This is a genomic window from Streptomyces alkaliterrae (assembly GCF_007097205.2).
GTDB lineage: Bacteria > Actinomycetota > Actinomycetes > Streptomycetales > Streptomycetaceae > Streptomyces > Streptomyces alkaliterrae.
In genome coordinates this window covers 1-16217 of the sequence record NZ_VJYK02000116.1, presented here as the reverse complement: position 1 = coordinate 16217, position 16217 = coordinate 1, and the positions used below count along the sequence as shown (strand labels likewise).

General features: G+C 74.3%; 15 protein-coding genes. 8 read left to right on the top strand and 7 right to left on the bottom strand.

The features are described from left to right. Positions 1-568: saccharopine dehydrogenase NADP-binding domain-containing protein (locus FNX44_RS13220; RefSeq protein ID WP_173019184.1), on the bottom strand; the 568-nt coding region annotated here is incomplete at its 3' end. 66 nt (positions 569-634) lie between these two features. On the opposite strand from FNX44_RS13220, the gene FNX44_RS13215 reads away from it, so the two are divergent. Next, positions 635-1279, top strand: a complete 645-nt coding sequence (locus FNX44_RS13215) for a TetR/AcrR family transcriptional regulator (protein WP_323369329.1) — start codon at positions 635-637, stop codon at positions 1277-1279. A 62-nt stretch (positions 1280-1341) separates the two neighbouring features. Here the strand turns inward: FNX44_RS13215 and FNX44_RS13210 are convergent, their stop codons facing one another. Then, the gene (locus tag FNX44_RS13210; protein WP_407699162.1) at positions 1342-1869 is read right to left on the bottom strand and encodes a GbsR/MarR family transcriptional regulator; all 528 of its coding nucleotides are present in this window, start codon (positions 1867-1869) and stop codon (positions 1342-1344) included. 85 nt (positions 1870-1954) lie between these two features. Between FNX44_RS13210 and FNX44_RS13205 the strand changes: the two genes are divergently transcribed. The 5 genes from FNX44_RS13205 to FNX44_RS13185 all read left to right on the top strand — a co-directional run bounded on the left by FNX44_RS13205 (position 1955) and on the right by FNX44_RS13185 (position 7636). Further along, the gene (locus tag FNX44_RS13205) at positions 1955-2941 is read left to right on the top strand and encodes an ABC transporter ATP-binding protein (RefSeq protein ID WP_143648270.1); all 987 of its coding nucleotides are present in this window, start codon (positions 1955-1957) and stop codon (positions 2939-2941) included. After that, positions 2938-4596 carry an ABC transporter permease gene (locus FNX44_RS13200; RefSeq protein ID WP_143648268.1) on the top strand — a complete coding sequence of 553 codons (1659 nt, stop codon included), beginning with the start codon at positions 2938-2940 and terminating at the stop codon, positions 4594-4596. The genes FNX44_RS13205 and FNX44_RS13200 overlap by 4 nt, the downstream gene beginning before the upstream one ends. Positions 4597-5003: 407 nt before the next feature. Then, positions 5004-5666, top strand: a complete 663-nt coding sequence (locus FNX44_RS13195; RefSeq protein WP_143648266.1) for a hypothetical protein — start codon at positions 5004-5006, stop codon at positions 5664-5666. Positions 5667-5683: 17 nt separating this feature from the next. Then, complete coding sequence (locus FNX44_RS13190) at positions 5684-6358, top strand: class F sortase (RefSeq protein ID WP_173019183.1); 675 nt, start codon at positions 5684-5686, stop codon at positions 6356-6358. Positions 6359-6958: 600 nt separating this feature from the next. Beyond that, positions 6959-7636, top strand: coding sequence for a GntR family transcriptional regulator (locus FNX44_RS13185; protein ID WP_143648264.1), 678 nt, complete (start codon positions 6959-6961; stop codon positions 7634-7636). A gap of 11 nt (positions 7637-7647) precedes the next feature. Here the strand turns inward: FNX44_RS13185 and FNX44_RS13180 are convergent, their stop codons facing one another. The 5 genes from FNX44_RS13180 to FNX44_RS13160 all read right to left on the bottom strand — a co-directional run bounded on the left by FNX44_RS13180 (position 7648) and on the right by FNX44_RS13160 (position 14797). After that, positions 7648-8571: a phosphoribosylaminoimidazolesuccinocarboxamide synthase gene (locus FNX44_RS13180; RefSeq protein ID WP_143648263.1), complete on the bottom strand. Its 924-nt coding sequence runs from the start codon at positions 8569-8571 to the stop codon at positions 7648-7650. 166 nt (positions 8572-8737) lie between these two features. Beyond that, entirely contained in the window at positions 8738-10231 is a 1494-nt protein-coding gene (locus FNX44_RS13175) for a N,N-dimethylformamidase beta subunit family domain-containing protein (RefSeq protein WP_143648262.1), read from the bottom strand. Positions 10232-10357: 126 nt separating this feature from the next. Next, positions 10358-11962, bottom strand: a complete 1605-nt coding sequence (locus FNX44_RS13170) for a M48 family metalloprotease (RefSeq protein WP_143648261.1) — start codon at positions 11960-11962, stop codon at positions 10358-10360. A gap of 342 nt (positions 11963-12304) precedes the next feature. Next, the gene (purD, locus tag FNX44_RS13165; protein ID WP_143648260.1) at positions 12305-13579 is read right to left on the bottom strand and encodes a phosphoribosylamine--glycine ligase; all 1275 of its coding nucleotides are present in this window, start codon (positions 13577-13579) and stop codon (positions 12305-12307) included. Positions 13580-13687: 108 nt separating this feature from the next. Then, entirely contained in the window at positions 13688-14797 is a 1110-nt protein-coding gene (locus tag FNX44_RS13160; RefSeq protein ID WP_143648259.1) for a MerR family transcriptional regulator, read from the bottom strand. A gap of 191 nt (positions 14798-14988) precedes the next feature. Here FNX44_RS13160 and FNX44_RS13155 point away from each other — a divergent pair, with 191 nt between their 5' ends. Continuing rightward, positions 14989-15639, top strand: coding sequence for a sigma-70 family RNA polymerase sigma factor (locus tag FNX44_RS13155; RefSeq protein WP_143648258.1), 651 nt, complete (start codon positions 14989-14991; stop codon positions 15637-15639). A 123-nt stretch (positions 15640-15762) separates the two neighbouring features. Next, on the top strand, positions 15763-16217 hold a 455-nt coding region (locus tag FNX44_RS13150; RefSeq protein ID WP_143648257.1), incomplete at its 3' end, for a DUF4383 domain-containing protein.

The following is a 16217-nucleotide window of genomic DNA, read 5'->3' as shown; positions in this document are numbered from 1 at the left end:
GGTCGGAGGTGTCCGGGTGCGGGGCGGGCTCGGCGAGGCCGGCGACCGTCCAGCGGACGGCGTCCTGGCCGTGGCGTTCGCCGGTGCCGAGCAGGACGGTGAGGTCGAGGCGCTCGGCGCCGCCGACGGCGTCGTGCGCGCGCCGCGCGAGCAGGTTGGTCAGCCCGGGGGCGACGCCGACGCTGAGGGCGGCGGTGGCGCCGGAGGCGCGGGCGACGTCGTGAAGCCGCTCGGTGCGCAGCAGGAGGCGCGGGGTGGCGTTGACGTCGACGAGGTGGACGCCTCGTTCGAGGCAGATCCTGGCTGTCGACTCGTCCGGCGGTTCGACGCAGAGCACGACCAGTGTCGCCCGGGTGTCGTCGAGGACGCGGCGCAGGGCGTCCGGGTCGTTGACGTCGAGCGTGACGCCGCCGGCGCGCCGGGCGCGCAGCGGGTCGCGTCCGGCGGGGAGCACGCGCCCGGGGAACCACTGGGACAGGGCTGCCGTGACGGTGGCGCCGACGGCGCCGTAGCCGCCGACGACGAGGGGTCGGTGGCCGTCCGCGCCGGCCGATTCCGCTGTAGTCATACTTCAGTGAAACACACTGTACTGTCACTACAGTCAGATTCCGGGAGGGGCGTCGGGAGGGCGAGAGTGGAGAGCGGCACGGAGTCCGCCGGGCGGCTGACGCGCGCGGAGAAGACGCTGCGTACGCGGCGGCGCATGCTCGACGCTGCGCGGCGGTTGTTCGTCGAGCGCGGCTGGGCGGGCGCGACCGTCGCGGACATCGCGAAGGCCGCCGAAGTCGGCGTTCAGACGGTCTACTTCACGTTCGGCGACAAGCGCGCGCTGCTCAGGGAGCTGCTGGACACGGCGGTGGCCGGCGACTCGGACCCGGTCGCCACGCTGGACCGCCCGTGGGCGCGCGCGGTGTTGGACGAGCCCGATCCGGCGGTCCAGTTCGCCCGGCAGGCGGCGGGCGCCCGGGAGATCCTGGAGCGCGCCGCGCCGGTGTTGGAGGTGGTGCGTGGCGCCGCCGCCGCGGACGAGCGGATGGCGGAGCTGTGGCGCCTCAATCGGGAGCAGCGGTACACCGTTCAGCTGAGTTTCGCTCGCGCGCTGACGGGGAAGGTGCCGGGCCCGCTGCGGGACAAGCACGACGCGGCTGCGGTCGCGGACGTCGCGACCGTGCTGCTCGGGCCGGAGACGTACGGGCCGCTGGTCACGGAGGCGGGCTGGTCGCCGCCGCGCTGGGAGCGCTGGGCGGGCGACTCGCTCGTCCGGCAGTTCCTGCCGTAGCCACGCAGTAGCCGCGCCTTGGCCGCGCCGTGGCCAGGCCGCAGCGCCCGTTCGGGCGGGCGTCAGCTCTCGCGGCGGGTCGTGCGCCAGCGTTCCATCAGGGCGGCCATCTCGTTCCGCATGAAGGTGAGGAACTCGACGGACTCGGCGATGCGCCGACCGGCGGGGCTCTCCGGTCCGACGGCTTCCACGCCCGAACTGAACGTGCTGATCCACCGGTTGAGGACGGCATCGCGGTTGGTCATGGCCTCGTACCAGACCTCGGCGTGGACGCGGTACCGCTCGCGTCGCGAGCCGGGCTGGCGTTCGCGGGCGATGAGGTGAACCTGGGAGAGGTAGCGGACGGCGCCCGAGACGGCGGCCGGACTGATCAGCAGTCGTTCGCCGAGTTCGGCGGAGCTGAGCGAGCCGCTTTCGGAGGCGAGCAGGCAGCTGAAGACCCGCGCGGGCATGCGGGGGAAGCCGGCCTCGGTGAGGTCGGCGGCGAGCCGTTCGACGAAGTCGGCCACCTCGGGCGGGTAGCCGTCCTCGCCCGCGCTCTCCCCCTGGGGCTGCTCCGGGCCCGGTTGCTGTTCGTTCCTCTGTGTCACGGCTCCATCCTCGCAGGTCAGCCACTTGGGGCAATGGGTGGTTCGTTGACTTCACAAATTTGTGAAACAAGCGTACCTTCGAAGCATGACCAGGGAGACCACCGCCATCTCGGTGTCCGACGTTGTGAAGACCTTCGGTGAGACCCGTGCGCTCGACGGCCTCGACCTCCGGGTGAGGACCGGTGAGGTGCACGGCTTCCTCGGCCCCAACGGCGCCGGCAAGTCCACGACGATCCGCATCCTGCTCGGGCTGCAACGCGCCGACTCCGGCACGGCCCGCATGCTCGACCTCGATCCCTGGCGGGACGCCGTCACGCTGCACCGCCGGCTGGCCTACGTGCCGGGCGACGTGGAGCTGTGGCCCAACCTCAGCGGTGGCGAGGCGATCGACCTGCTCGCCCGGTTGCGCGGCGGCATCAACCGCGCCCGGCGCGACGAACTCATCGAGCGGTTCGACCTGGACCCGACAAAGAAGGGCCGCAGCTACTCCAAGGGCAACCGGCAGAAGGTGGCGATCGTCGCGGCGCTCGCGTCCGACGCCGAACTGCTGCTGCTCGACGAGCCGACGGCCGGCCTCGACCCGCTGATGGAGGTCGTCTTCCAGGACGTCATCCTGCGGGCGAAGGCCGACGGCAAGACGGTGCTGCTGTCCAGCCACATCCTGGCGCAGGTGGAGAAGCTGTGCGACCAGGTGAGCATCATCCGCCAGGGCCGGATCGTGCAGTCCGGCACGCTCCAGGAGATGCGGCACCTGACCCGTACGACGGTCGAGGCCGAGACCGAGCGCCCGGCCACCGGTCTGGGTGAACTGCCGGGCGTGCACGACCTTCGCGTCGACGGCAACCGGGTGCGCATGGCGGTCGACGGCGCCGGGCTCGACGAGGTGATCGGCCACCTGAGCCGGGCCGGGGTACGGGCGCTGACCAGCCACCCGCCGACGCTGGAGGAGCTGATGCTGCGTCACTACGGCGACGAGCTGAGCGCCGCGAACGGCCGGCCGGCGGAACAGGCGGCACAGGCCGAACAGGCGGCACAGGCCGAACAAGCGGAGCAGAACGGGACGTCGCGATGACCGCCGCGACCGCCGAGAAGACCAGGACCACCGATCCCGGCGGCGGCCGCCTCGCCGAGGCGCTGACCGGCACCGGCACGCTGCTCCGCTTCAACCTGCGGCGCGACCGCGTCCGGCTGCCGGTGTGGCTGCTCGCGCTGCTGCTCGCCACGCTCGGCTCGCTGAGCAGCTTCGCCGACCTGTACGGCGACGCCGAGCAGCGGCAGGCCTCCGCGGCGACGATGGACACCCCGGCAGGCCTGGCGCTCTCCGGCCCGCGCGAGTACCTGACGGACTACAACCTGGGCTCGATGCTGAGCCACCAGATGATCGGCTTCACCGCCGTGATGGTGGCGCTGATGAGCGTCTTCATCGTCGCCCGGCACACCAGGACGGAGGAGGAGACCGGCCGCGCGGAGCTGGTGCGTTCGGCGGTCGTCGGCCGGCACGCCTACCTGACGGCGGCGCTCGGCGTGGCCGCCGTCGCGAACGTCGCGCTGGCGCTGCTGCTCGCGGTCGCGCTGGGCGGCTCCGGAGTGGAGGGCGTGACCTGGGGCGGCTCGCTGCTGTACGGGGCGGCGCACGCGGCGGTCGGGCTGGTGTTCGCCGCGGTGGCGGCCGTGACGGTGCAGATCACCGCGTACTCCAGGGGCGCCTCGGGCATGGCCCTGGCGGTGCTCGGCGGTGCCTACCTGCTGCGGGCGGCCGGTGACGTGGGCGGCGGCGCGCTGTCCTGGCTGTCGCCGATCGGCTGGGCGCAGCGCACGTACCCGTACGTGCACGACCGCTGGTGGCCGCTGCTGCCCTCGCTTGCGCTGCTGCTCGCGGTCGCCGCGGCGGCGTACGCGCTGAGCGTGCGGCGGGACGTCGGCGCGGGCCTGCGGCCGGCCGCGCCGGGCCGTCCGGCGGCGAGCCGGCACCTGACCCGGCCGCTCGGCTTCGCCCTGCGGCTGCACCGGGGGCTGCTCATCGGCTTCGGGGTGGCGGCGCTGCTGCTCGGCGCGTCCTACGGGTCGCTGCTGAGCGAGGTCGAGTCGCTGATCGAGCAGATCGGCGCGCTGGAGGAGGCCGTCGAGGGCATCGGCGGAGCCTCGCTCGTGGACTCCTTCTCGGCGATGATCCTCACGGTGACGGCGACCGTCGCCGCCGTGTACGCGGTGCTGGCGGCGCAGCGGGCCCGTTCGGAGGAGACGGCCGGGCGGGCCGAGCCGCTGCTGGCGACCGCGCTCTCCCGCGGGCGTTGGCTCGGCGGGCACCTGACGGTGGCTCTGCTGGGCGGGGCGCTGATGCTGCTGCTGTCCGGGCTCGGCTTCGGCGTGGCCGGAGCGGCGTCCACCGGCGACTGGGCGCTGGTGCCCCGGCTCGCGGGCGCCTCGCTCGCGTACGCGCCGGCGCTGTGGGTGACGGTCGGTCTGGCCGCCGTGCTGTTCGGCTGGGCGCCGCGCTGGCTGCCGCTGGTCTGGGCGGTGCCGGTGTACGCCTTTGTGGTCGGCTACCTCGGCCAGATCTTCCAGTTCCCCCACTGGACGGGGAACGTCTCGCCGTTCGGCCACGTGCCCCGGCTGCCGGCCGAGGACATGGACTGGCTGCCGCTGCTGGCCCTGACGGCGCTGGCCGCGGGCCTGCTGGCGCTGGGTCTGGCCGGCTTCCGCCACCGCGACCTGGACTCGAAGTAGCCGCGGATTCCGGCCCGGCGGGGGCGGTGCCGACCCCGCTGGGCCGAACCGGGTACGGCCGTTCGGGGCGACGTCGGACCGGCCTCTGACCGGCCGTCGAACCGGTCCCCTGGCGGCCGCCGACCGAACCCCGTCCGAACCCCGTCCGACTCGCGGAGTACCCGCGACTGACAAGGCGTCACCCCTGACGGACCGTCCGGGACGCCTCCCTGTCCCACGCCCCGCCGGACCCCTTCCGGCGGGGCGTGACGTGTGTTCAAAAGCGCCTCGGTTGGCGCAACGTCGCACCCGACGGGCGGTACAGCGGATGCGGCACGCCCGGGGCACTGGTCGCATGAGTCACGACGGCGCGAACGAACGCGGAGGAACGGCCTCCGCGCGCGCCGACCACGGAGGTACCGCATCTCATGAAGACGCGCTCTCTCGCCACCGTCGCCGCCGCCTCGGCCGCGCTGGTGCTGTCGATGGCCGGTCCCGCCCTCGCCGGTGGCGAAACCGGTGCCGGCGGGCTGACGGTCCACCCGTCGACCGCCGGCCCCGGCGCCACGGTGCAGATCAAGGCCCACTGCAAGGAAGGCGGACACGGCACCGTCGCCTCTGACGCGTTCGAGTCCAGCCAGGCGCACACCGGTCGCCACCACCACGGCCGCCACCACCACGACGGTCGGCACCACGACGGCCGCCACCACGAGCACGACGGCGTGATGCAGGACGACGGCAAGCGCGCCGACGGCGTCGCCACCCACCACCCGACCCACAAGAAGGGTCACCACCACCACGCGCCGTTCGCCAGCGCCAAGGTCATGCACGAGGGCCTGACCCCGGGCAAGACCTACCAGGTCACCGGCTACTGCAAGAACCACAAGCCGCTCACCGGCACGTTCACCTTCAGCGGTGTCTCCGGTGGCGCCCACGCCGGTCTCGGCGGCCTGGCCTCCGGCACCCAGTCCACCGGCGGCGGAATGTCGACGACCACCACGGCCGCCGCGGCCGCCGGCGGTCTGGCGCTGGCCGGTGTCGCCGGTTACCTGATGATCTGGCGTCGTCGGGCCAACGCCGACAAGGCATGAAGCGCCCCCGGATATCCATGACGACCCGACAGCAGCGGATCGCGCTCCGCGGGCGCCGCCTGGAGACGGTGGCCGCCATGGCTGCCGTGCTCGCAGCGGCGGCGCTCTGCGGAGCCGTTCCGGTCAAGGAGGACACCTCCGGCGCCGGACGGCCGAACGAGCGCACCACCGTCGCGGCGGGCGTCTCCCGGCCCGAGGCCGTCGACACCCGCCCGCCGTCCCCGGACCCCGAGCCGGTGGAGCGCGCGGAGCCGGTGCGGCTGAGCATCCCGCAGCTGGGGGCGTACCTGGAGATCTTCGCGGCGGACGCGGAGAAGGACGGTACGCCCCCGGTCCCGGACGAGAAGGAAGCCGACAAGGTCGCCTGGTACGAGGGCGGCCCCTCCCCGGGCGAAAGAGGGCCGGCGCTCCTCGTCGGCCACCTGGACACGGTGGAGGGACCGGCGGCGTTCGCCGGACTCGGCTCGCTCAAACCGGGAGCGGAGATCCGGATCGAGCGCGACGACCGGAGCACGGTGGTCTTCACCGTGGACTCGGTCGAGCAGTACCAGAAGGACGACAACTTCCCCAACGAACGGGTCTACGGGCCGACGCAGACCCCGCAGCTCCGCCTCATCACCTGCGGCGGCGGCTTCACCAAGGAGAACGGCTATGACGCGAATATCGTCGCCTTCGCCAGCATGCGCGGCTGAGCGCCGCACGGACGGCACGGGCGAGGCCCCCGAGGAGGGGCCGCCCCTCAGAACACGAATAGTTGGATCGGGTGAAGGAGCGGTTCACCCACCCGCAGTGCAGTCCGCCGAGTCGCCCTCGCCGCTCATTCGGACCCGACGAGCCCAGGCCCCACGGGGAGCGTCGACCGGATCGAGGAGCGACCGCCGGGGGAGCGCACGCGGCCGCGGAGCCCGTGCCCTCCCGGTTTCGCCCCCTGGGTGGGGCCATCGCCGTCACCGGCCCGGTGGCGGCGATGTCGCTCGTTCGGGGCAGTGCTCCGGCGGGCCGAGACGGGCGGACCGGTCCGGCAGTCGACCGGGGCGCGCCGGGCGGTCGACCGGGCCGCGACGTGCGGGCGACCGGGGCGCGCCGGGCGGTCGACCGGGTCGCAACTGGGGATGTGACTTTTCCGGAAGCAGGGCGTCCGGTTTCTGATGGTCTGTGGTGGGCCGTCCCGGGTAGGCGGGCTGCCGACGGCGGTTCGCCGGGTCGCCGGCCGTGACGAATCCCGCACGGCGGGTCCCAGCCACCGCGACGTGACCTAAGGTGACCGGGACCGCAGATAGGAGTACGCCCCCATGCCCGGCACGATCACCCGCAGCACTCTGCGCCAGCAGATCGCGGATGCCCTCCGTGACGAGGTCCTCGCGGGGCGGCTGCCCGCCGGGCGGAACTTCACCGTCAAGGAGATAGCCGAGCAGTACGGTGTCTCGGCGACGCCCGTCAGGGAGGCGCTGGTCGACCTCTCCGCCCAGGGCCTGCTCGACTCCGACCAGCACCGCGGCTACCGCGTCCACGAGTTCACCCCGGCCGACTTCAGCCGCATGGTGGAGGCGCAGGCGCTGCTGGTGCGCGGCGTCTTCCGCTCCCAGGCGGTCGGCGGCGCCCACGACGTGGGCCGGGTCGACATGAAGTCCGTGCGGCGCCGCGCCGAAGCCTCCCGCCGAGCCGCCCTCACCGGCGAACTCGACGTGCTCATCGGCTACGACCTGCGGTTCTGGCGGGAACTCTGCGACATCCTCGGCAACGCGTACGTCACGGACTTCCTGGAGCGCATACGGGTGCACTGCTGGGTGTACTGCGTGCCGCCGCTACGGGCGCTCGGCCGGCTGGACGGCCTGCTGTGGGCCGGCCACCTCGACCTCTTCGAGGCCGTCGAACGCGGCGACTGCGCCGGGGCGCTGCGCGTCATCGACGGCCACCACGAGCACGCGCTCGACCTCGCCCGCCGCCTGGCGCCCTCGGACGGGTCCTGACCCCGACGGCGTCAGGACCAGGGCATACCGGTCAGCCGCTCGTACGCCTCGACGTACTTCTCGCGCGTCTGCTCCACGGTCTTCGCCGGCAGCGGAGGCGGCGGCAGCTCGCCGCCGCGGTCCCAGCCGGACTCCGGACCGCCCAGCCAGTCCCGTACGAACTGCTTGTCGAAGGACTGCTGCGCACGGCCCGGCTCCCACAGGTCGGCCGGCCAGAAGCGGGACGAGTCCGGGGTCAACACCTCGTCGGCGAGGACGAGTTCGTTCGGGTCCTCGTCGGGGCGGTCCGCGTCGGGGAAGCCGAACTCGAACTTCGTGTCGGCCAGGATGATGCCGCGTTCGCGCGCGATGTCCCGCGCCCGGCCGTAGACGGCGAGCGTCGTCTGGCGCAGCCGGGCCGCCGTCTCTGCGCCCACCCGCCGGGCGACCTCCTCGTAGGGCACGTTCTCGTCGTGCTCGCCGACGTCCGCCTTGGTGGCCGGGGTGAAGATCGGGGCGGGCAGCTCCGAACCGTCCTCGAGGCCCTCGGGCAGCGCCAGTCCGCACACCGTGCGCGACTCCCGGTACTCCACCAGGCCGGAACCCGTCAGATAGCCCCGGGCGACGCACTCCACCGGCACCATGCGCAGCGGCCGGCAGACCATGACCCGGCCCGCCCAGTCGGCGGGCGCGCCCTCGGGGACCTCGGTGGACAGCACGTGGTTGCCGACGAGGTCGGCGAGCTGGTCGAACCACCACATCGACAGCTGGGTGAGGATGCGGCCCTTGTCCGGGATCTCCGTCGGCAGCACCCAGTCGTACGCGGAGACGCGGTCACTGGCCACCATCACCAGCCGGTCGGCCCGGTCCCGGTAGAGGTCGCGGACCTTTCCCGTGTGCACGTGCACCAGGCCGGGCACCTGCACGGGCTCGGGCTTCTCGACGAATCCGGACACCAGTCCTCCACGGATGTTCTGCCAAAGGCGTACCGCCGATTCTCTCCCACCGTGCGGGCCGCCGCTCGACGGGGGTGCCCGGCCGCGGGACGGCGACCCGGGCCGCGGGACGGCGCCCGGGCCACGTGTCGGGGCACCCGGCCGGGTCGCCGTCCCGCCCGGGGTGTCAGTCCCGTTTGCAGATGCGGTCCAGCAGGTTCGCGGTGGCCCGCTGGACCCGGGCGTCGGTGTGGCCCGGCCGGTCCAGCGCGGGCGACCAGGCGAACGTGCCGGAACTGAACACCAGCGCGCCGCTGGGCGCCCGGTACAGCGACGTCTCCTGGTGGCGCCGCGCCCCCGCGCGGTCCCGGTACGGGGAGTGCGCCAGCAGGATGCGCTCGCTGTGCTCCGGCAGCGCGGTACGCGGGTGGTAGCGGTCCGCCTCGCCCGCCACCAGGCCGGGCAGTTCGTCGTTCTCCGCGGCGCCCGTCGCCTCCCACAGCCAGTGCGAGGCGTTGCGCACCACCAGCGGGTGCGGCTCCGGCACCTGCCCGGCGTACTGGACGCCCAGCAGCTGCTGCTCCGGCTGCCCCTGGTCGCGCCAGAGCTGCGAGCGGCCGGGGCCGCGCCGCTTCCGGCAGCTCAGCAGCCGGTCCTGGTCGCCGGACGGCAGCGCGTGCAGCTCCACCTGCCAGTACATGGTGTTCGCGGACAGGAAGACCAGCGCCGTGCCGCCGTCCCTGGCCGCCTCGACCGTGCGGCGCATCGGCAGCGACCAGTACTCGTCGTGCCCGGCGAAGACCAGCCCCCGGTAGCGGCCGGTGTCGACGCGACCGGCGTGCAGGTCGCGGGCGTCCGCGTAGCCGAGGTCGTAGCCGTAGCGCTCCGCCCATCGGATGAAGTCGTAGGAGTGGCCGACGTGCAGCGGCAGCCCGGCACCGGCGTACGGCCGGTCGAAGGAGATCGTGACGGCCGCCTCCTCCTCGCCGAGCAGCCGGCCCTCCTCGTCCCAGGCGTGGTAGAGGCTGGCCCCGGTGGAACCGTCCTCGGGGAAGAGGTTGTACGCCTGCCAGGTGATGTCCGGCAGTACCAGCAGCAGATCGGCGGGGCGGCTGCTGCGGACCGTGAACGGCACGTGCGAGCGGTGGCCGTCGGCGGTCGTCAGCACCGCCACGTAGGCGCCGGCACTCCAGTAGTCGGGGACCGGCAGCCGCCACGACAGCCACCAGTGGTGGCAGGAGACCGTACGGTCGGCGGCCAGCGGCTCGGGCTGCACGATGCCCGACAGCCGCGGGCTCGTGGTGATCTTCGTGGCGCCGTCGCCGCCGTAGTGCCCGATCCGGTACACGTCCACGCCGAACGGCTGCGGCGGGTTGACCGTCACCCGGAAGTCGACGGACTCGCCCGGCGCGACCGAACCCGTCGACACGAACCCCTTGATCTGGCAGCGCACGTCGTCCGCCGTGCGGGTGGCGCCGCCGGCACGCTGCGCCGGAAGCAGACGGCCGTCCGCCGCCAGCCCGGCCTGGTCCGCCTCGTCCACGTACCACGGCACGACCCGGCCGCTGTCGAAGTAGTGCTCGCTGCCGCGCAGCCACGGCAGCGGACCCTGCCCGAAGGGATCGGACACCGCGTGTGCGAGCGCGCCGGACTCCCAGCGCCGGATATGGCCAGTCCCCACCTCGATCGACCCCTCCCGCTGCCCGTTGTGCCCGGATGCGGACCCTGTGTGCTGCAAGCACATCACATGCTGCAGCCTTGCGGTCACCTTTCGTCGCGAATATCGGTCGAACGGTGACCGGGTCCGTCACACCAGCCGCACCGGTTTGTCCGCGCGGATGCCCGCGTTCGACAGCCAGCCGCGCAACGGCCCGCCGTCGCCGTCGTCGACCAGCGCGGTGACGCACTCCCGCAGCTCCGCCCGGTCGGCCCGGTCCACCCCGAGCACCGGGCCGTCCAGCCAGTCCAGGCCCGGGCGGGCACTGCCGGCGTCCACCGCCGCGCAGCACACCGCCGCCAGCACGTACTCGGCCAGCAGCTCGCGGCCGGTACGCGGCGGCGCCGGCGGCAGCCCCATCGGCGCCGGCTCCACGCCGCGCCCGGCCGGCGGGGCCTGCCGCGCCTCCTCCTCGCGGGCGGCCCGGCCGCTGATCCGCGCGGCCACCGTCCAGCGCTCCTCCTCGTCCGCCAGCCGGTCCAGCACCCGGCACAGGGTCGGCCGGGGCAGCTCCCCGTAGCCGCCCCCGGCGCGCGGCGCTCCGGCGGGCCCGGCGCGGCATCCGAGAACCGCCGGCTCGGCCGGCTCGGGCGCCGCCACCGCGCCACCGGGCCCCGACCACCGCCCGGTGTCCAGCGCGGCGAACAACCGGGCCGCCTCCGCCCGCCACGTCCGGTCGACGACCTCCTCCGGATAGCCGGCCCACGTCACCGGCCGCCACTCGGCGCCCGACCCGGCCGGCTCGCCGTGGAACAGCCGGGCCGCCAGCAGCGACACCCGGCGGTCTATCTCCCCGGGCGATTCCAGCAGATCGCAGGCCGGGCGCTCGCCGAGCCGGGACGTGAAGCCCTCCGCGAGCCGGTCCCGCCGCGACAACTCCGTCAGCGCGGACACCACCCCGACCCCGAGCTGGGCCGGCCACCGCCCGGCCCGCCACGCCGGTACGGCGACCCGGGTCAGCAGCCGGTCCCATCCGGCGTACGCCAGGCCGACCTGCTCCTGGGCCATCAACCGCAGCCCGTGGTCCACACGCTGCGCCCGGGCCGAGGACGCGGCGGCCACCAGGCGCTCCATCTCGGCGGCGTGCGGCCCGATCGGACGCAGCAGCAGCCGCGCCAACCGGCCCGTCACCGGCTGCGCCGAGGCCGCGTCCAGCACGCGCACCAGCCGCCGGGCCGCCGCCACGTCCGGATGCGTCGACGGTCCCGTCCCGGCGACCACCGGCGCGAGCAGCGCCCGCAGCTCCGAGACCCGCAGCCACCACAGGAACGGCGAACCGATGACCAGCGTCGGCGTCGGCGCGCCCGTGTCCTCCAGCCAGCTGTCGCAGTCGGGGGTCAGTGCGACGGCCGACGGTGGCGGCACGTCCAGCCGGTCCGCGAGGTCGGCGACCATCCGGTACAGGTCCGGCGCGCACCGCTCGGGCAGCGTCGTCGTCGGTTGCATGGGCGGCTTGGCCCGCGCGACGCGCACCACCAGCAGCGTCGTGACCACGAGCACGACCACCGCCACGACCGTGAGCACCTGCCGGAGGCCGTCCCAGCCGGTGCCCAGATGGCCGCTCGTGCGACCGGCCAGCAGTACCACGGCGACGGCCGCCGGCAGCAGCGCCGCCGCGAACACCGCCCCGCGGATCCGCAGGACGGCCTGCGCGTGATCGCGCGCCGAACGGCTGTGACCTGCCAGAGCCGCCATCGATCCGCTCACCCCCTGCCGTGTGGGACGCCTGGGCTGTCCACCCACTGTCGCATCGGGGTCCGACACCGCAATGCGTGGTGGGCCAGTCGATCGACGACGTCCGTGAGGCCGATGCGCGGAACCATAGTTCGACGACCCCGGCCGGGGCAGGCGCTCTGGGGAACGGTCACTCGATGGAATGGCTTTGGGCAGAGGTGTTGCGTAAACGCGACTGCCGGAGGTGCCCGGCTATCCGCCGTAAGAGCTGTAAGAACCGTAAGGCCCGTATCGGACATATGTCCGATACGGGCCCGGTGTCGGCGGCGCCCGGGCCGAGTGGGGCGGGCGGGGTGGTGTTCGTCAGGCGCCGGCGGACTCGACGGCCGCGCGGAGGGCGATGTCCGAGCGGTGGTGCGAACCGGGCAGGGAGATCCGGCCCACGGCCCGGTAGGCGCGCTCCCGCGCCTGCGCCAGGTCCGTACCGGTCGCCGTCACCGACAGCACCCGGCCGCCCGCGCTCACCACCCGGCCGTCGTCGTCCGCACGGGTGCCCGCGTGCAGCACGTAGGTCTCCGGGCCGTCCTGCGCGGCGACGTCCGCCAGGCCCTCGATGACGTCCCCGGTGCGCGGGGAGGCGGGGTAGTTCGCCGCTGCCACCACCACCGTCACCGCCGCGCCCTCGTCCCAGCGCAGCGGCGGGAACGCGGCCAGCCGGCCGGTGGCCGCCGCATGCAGCAGACCCGCCAGCGGCGTCCGCAGCCTGGCCAGCACGACCTGCGTCTCCGGATCGCCGAAGCGCGCGTTGAACTCGATCACCCGCACTCCGCGCGAGGTGATCGCCAGGCCCGCGTACAGCAGACCGGAGAACGGCGTGCCGCGCCGCCGCAGCTCGTCCACGGTCGGCTGGAGCACGCTCGCCAGCACCTCGTCGACCAGCTTCGGGTCCGCCCACGGCAGCGGCGAGTAGGCGCCCATGCCGCCGGTGTTCGGACCCTCGTCGTTGTCGTGCGCCCGCTTGAAGTCCTGCGCGGGCTGCAACGGCACGACCGTCTCGCCGTCGGTGACCGCGAACAGCGACACCTCGGGGCCGTCCAGGAACTCCTCGATCACCACTCGGCCGCAGGCCAGCGCGTGCGCCTTCGCCGCCGCGACGTCCTCGGTCACCACCACGCCCTTGCCGGCGGCCAGACCGTCGTCCTTCACCACGTAGGGCGGGCCGAACGCGTCCAGCGCGGTGTCGACCTCCTCGGGCGTGGTGCACACGTACGCCCGCGCCGTCGGCACCCCGGCGGCGGCCATCACGTCCTTCGCGAAGGCCTTCGAGCCCTCCAACTCGGCCGCGCGCGCGGACGGGCCGAACACCGGCACGCCGCGCTCCCGCACGGCGTCCGCCACCCCGGCCACCAGCGGGGCCTCCGGGCCGACGACCACCAGGTCGTCCGCGCCCAGGCCCAGCCCGAGCGCCAGTTCGGCGACGGCCGCGCCGTCCTGCGCGTCGACGCCGTGCAGGGTCGCCACCTCGGCGATCCCGGCGTTGCCGGGAGCGCAGTGCAGCGCGGAGACGTCGGGATCGAGGGACAGAGAGCGGCACAGGGCGTGTTCGCGGGCGCCGCCGCCGATGACGAGGACCTTCACGCCGTGCAGCCTAGAGGAACCTCCACCGCCCTCACGCGGCCGCCTCGGCGGAACGTCCGACCCGGCCCTCCGGCAGCCCCCCCCCGTGGGGCGGCCCGCGCGGGGTTCTCAGCCCGGCGGTCCGGCCGGTAGCGCGCCCCACAGGGCGGTCAGCGTGTCGAGCGCGGCGCGCAGGCTGAGCGGCCGACCGGCCCCCTCGACCCGGCCCGCGCCGGCCCAGCCGGGCCCGGCGAGCAGCAGTGCCGGGTGCTGCCGTGCGCCCCGCACCCCCCACGCCGTCGCCTGGACCCGCCGCGCCAGGCGCCGGTCCGCCGTCACCCGCGACTGCGACCACAGCACCACGGCGGCCGGTCCGATCCGCCGCACCGCCTCGTCCAGCGCGTCCGGCGGGACGGCCGCGCCGAACATCCGCACCGGCAGACCCCGTTCCGTCAGACCGGCGGCCAGCGCCTCCAGCGGCAGCGAGTGCGTCTCGTCCGGCGCGCAGGCCAGCAGCACCGGCTGACGCACCTCGCCGACGGGCGCACCTGCGGTCATCCGGCGCAGCAGCGTGGAGATGTGCCACGACATCAGGTGCTCGACCTCCACGTAGCGCTCACCGGAGGTCGCCCACTTGCGGCCCACCGCCCGTAGCGCCGGCATGATCACCTCGTCCCAGGCGGTGAGCAGCCCGTGCTCCTCCACCGCCGCATGCAGCAGGGCGTCCAGGGCCGGCGCGTCGAGCCGGACGGCGGCGTTCGCCAGACCGCGGCACTCCGGCCGGACCGAGCCCAGCGGCAGTGCGCCTCGACCGCCGGGCGTGCCGTGGCCGTGCGGCGGGTCGGGGCGTCCGCGCGTTCCGCGCGTGGGCGCCGCCGGCCGCTCGGGGCGGCGGGGGCGCGGTTCCGAGGCGGCGGCCGGCGGGAGCTCGCGACGGACCTCGGCCGGGTCGTGGGCGGCGTCCTCCGCCTGCGGTGCGCGCGCCCGTCGCGCGGCCTCGCCCGGGGGCACGCCGAGCGAGGTGAGCCGGCACATCCGCTCCAGCATCGCGACGTCCGCCGGGGACCAGCGGCGGTGGCGGCCGTCGCCGCGCTCCGCCGGGCCGATGCCGTAGCGGCGGTCCCACGAGCGCAGCGTCGTCGGCGCGACGCCGAGTTTGCGGGCCACCGCACCGGTGGTGAGGCCGGGCCCGGCCGCCGGGCCCTCCTCGTGTACGTCGTCGTGCGCTTCGTCCGACATGTCCACCAGGCTACTCCTAAGACGATGCAAAAACGATGCAAGTTGTCGCTCCTGCGCCGTCGGCGAACTCTGGGCGGTGACGGACGGAGACAGCCGTCCGCAGCGGCGGCCGGGCCTCACGGCCCACCGGACACCGGACCGCCGCGGAGGTCCGTCAGCCGGGCTCGGGCCCGGCGGAAGGAGTGGCCGCCATGACCGCCACCGCCACCGCGCCACCGACCGCGCGGCACACACCCACCACCGCACTCGACCCCCGGAGCCGCCCCGCTCCGCCCCGGCGCGGACCGGAGGACGTCGAACTCGCCGCGGCGTTCGCAGCCGGCGACGAGAGCGCGCTGGCGACGCTCTACCACCGCTGGGGCGGCCTCGTCCTCGGCCTGGCCACCCGCACTCTCGGCGACTCCCGCGAGGCCGAGGACGTCACCCAGCAGGTCTTCCTCGCCGCCTGGCGCGGCCGCACCGGATACCGGCCGGAACGCGGCGCGCTCGGCGGCTGGCTGGTCGGCATCGCCCGCCGGAAGATCGCCGACACGCTCTCCGCCCGCACCCGGAGAACCGACCTCGTCGCGACGCTCTGCGCCCGCGCCCCACGCCCCGACACCCCCTCGCCGGCCGACGTCGTCATCGACCGGGTACTGGTGGCCGACGAACTCGCGAGGCTCCCCGCAGCCCAACGCCGAGTCCTCCACCTCGCGTTCTACGAGGATCTGACCCACACCCAGATCGCCGAACGCACCGGACTCCCGCTCGGCACCGTCAAGAGCCAGGTGCGGCGCGGGCTGCAACGCCTGCGGCGCGTGCTGGAGGAGTCCACCCGACACCCCGCCGACGCGCCGGTCTGACCCCCGGTCACACCCCGACCGCACGGCCGAGAAGCCTGCGACGAAGCCGGCGAACAGGCCTGCGAGAAAGCCCGCGAGAAGCCTGCGAGAAAGCCCGCGAGAAAGCCCGCGAAGGAGCCTGCCATGAGACTCAGCGACGAACTCCCCCAGGACCACCGCCTCGCCACCGTCTACCGCTACGGCGCCGCCACCGGCGGAGTGCTGCTGCTCGCCTTCGGCACCCTCGGCTTCCTCGACCGGCTGGCGTTCTTCGACACCACCGGGCGGCAGGTCGCCGGACTCTCCAGCAACGGCCTGCTCAGCCTGGTGTCGGTCCTGGTCGGCCTCGCCCTCGTGGCGGGCGCGGTGATCGGCGGCAACCTCGCCTCCACCCTCAACATGATCGTCGGCGGGCTCTTCGTCCTCAGCGGCTTCGCCGGGCTCGCAGTGCTCGACAGCGGCGCCAACCTGCTGGCCTTCCGCATGCCCAACGTCATCTTCGCCTTTGCCATGGGGCTGCTGATCCTCACGTTCGGCATGTACGGCCGGGTCAGCGGAGGACTGCCCCACGACAACCCCTACTGGCGCGCCCGCCACCC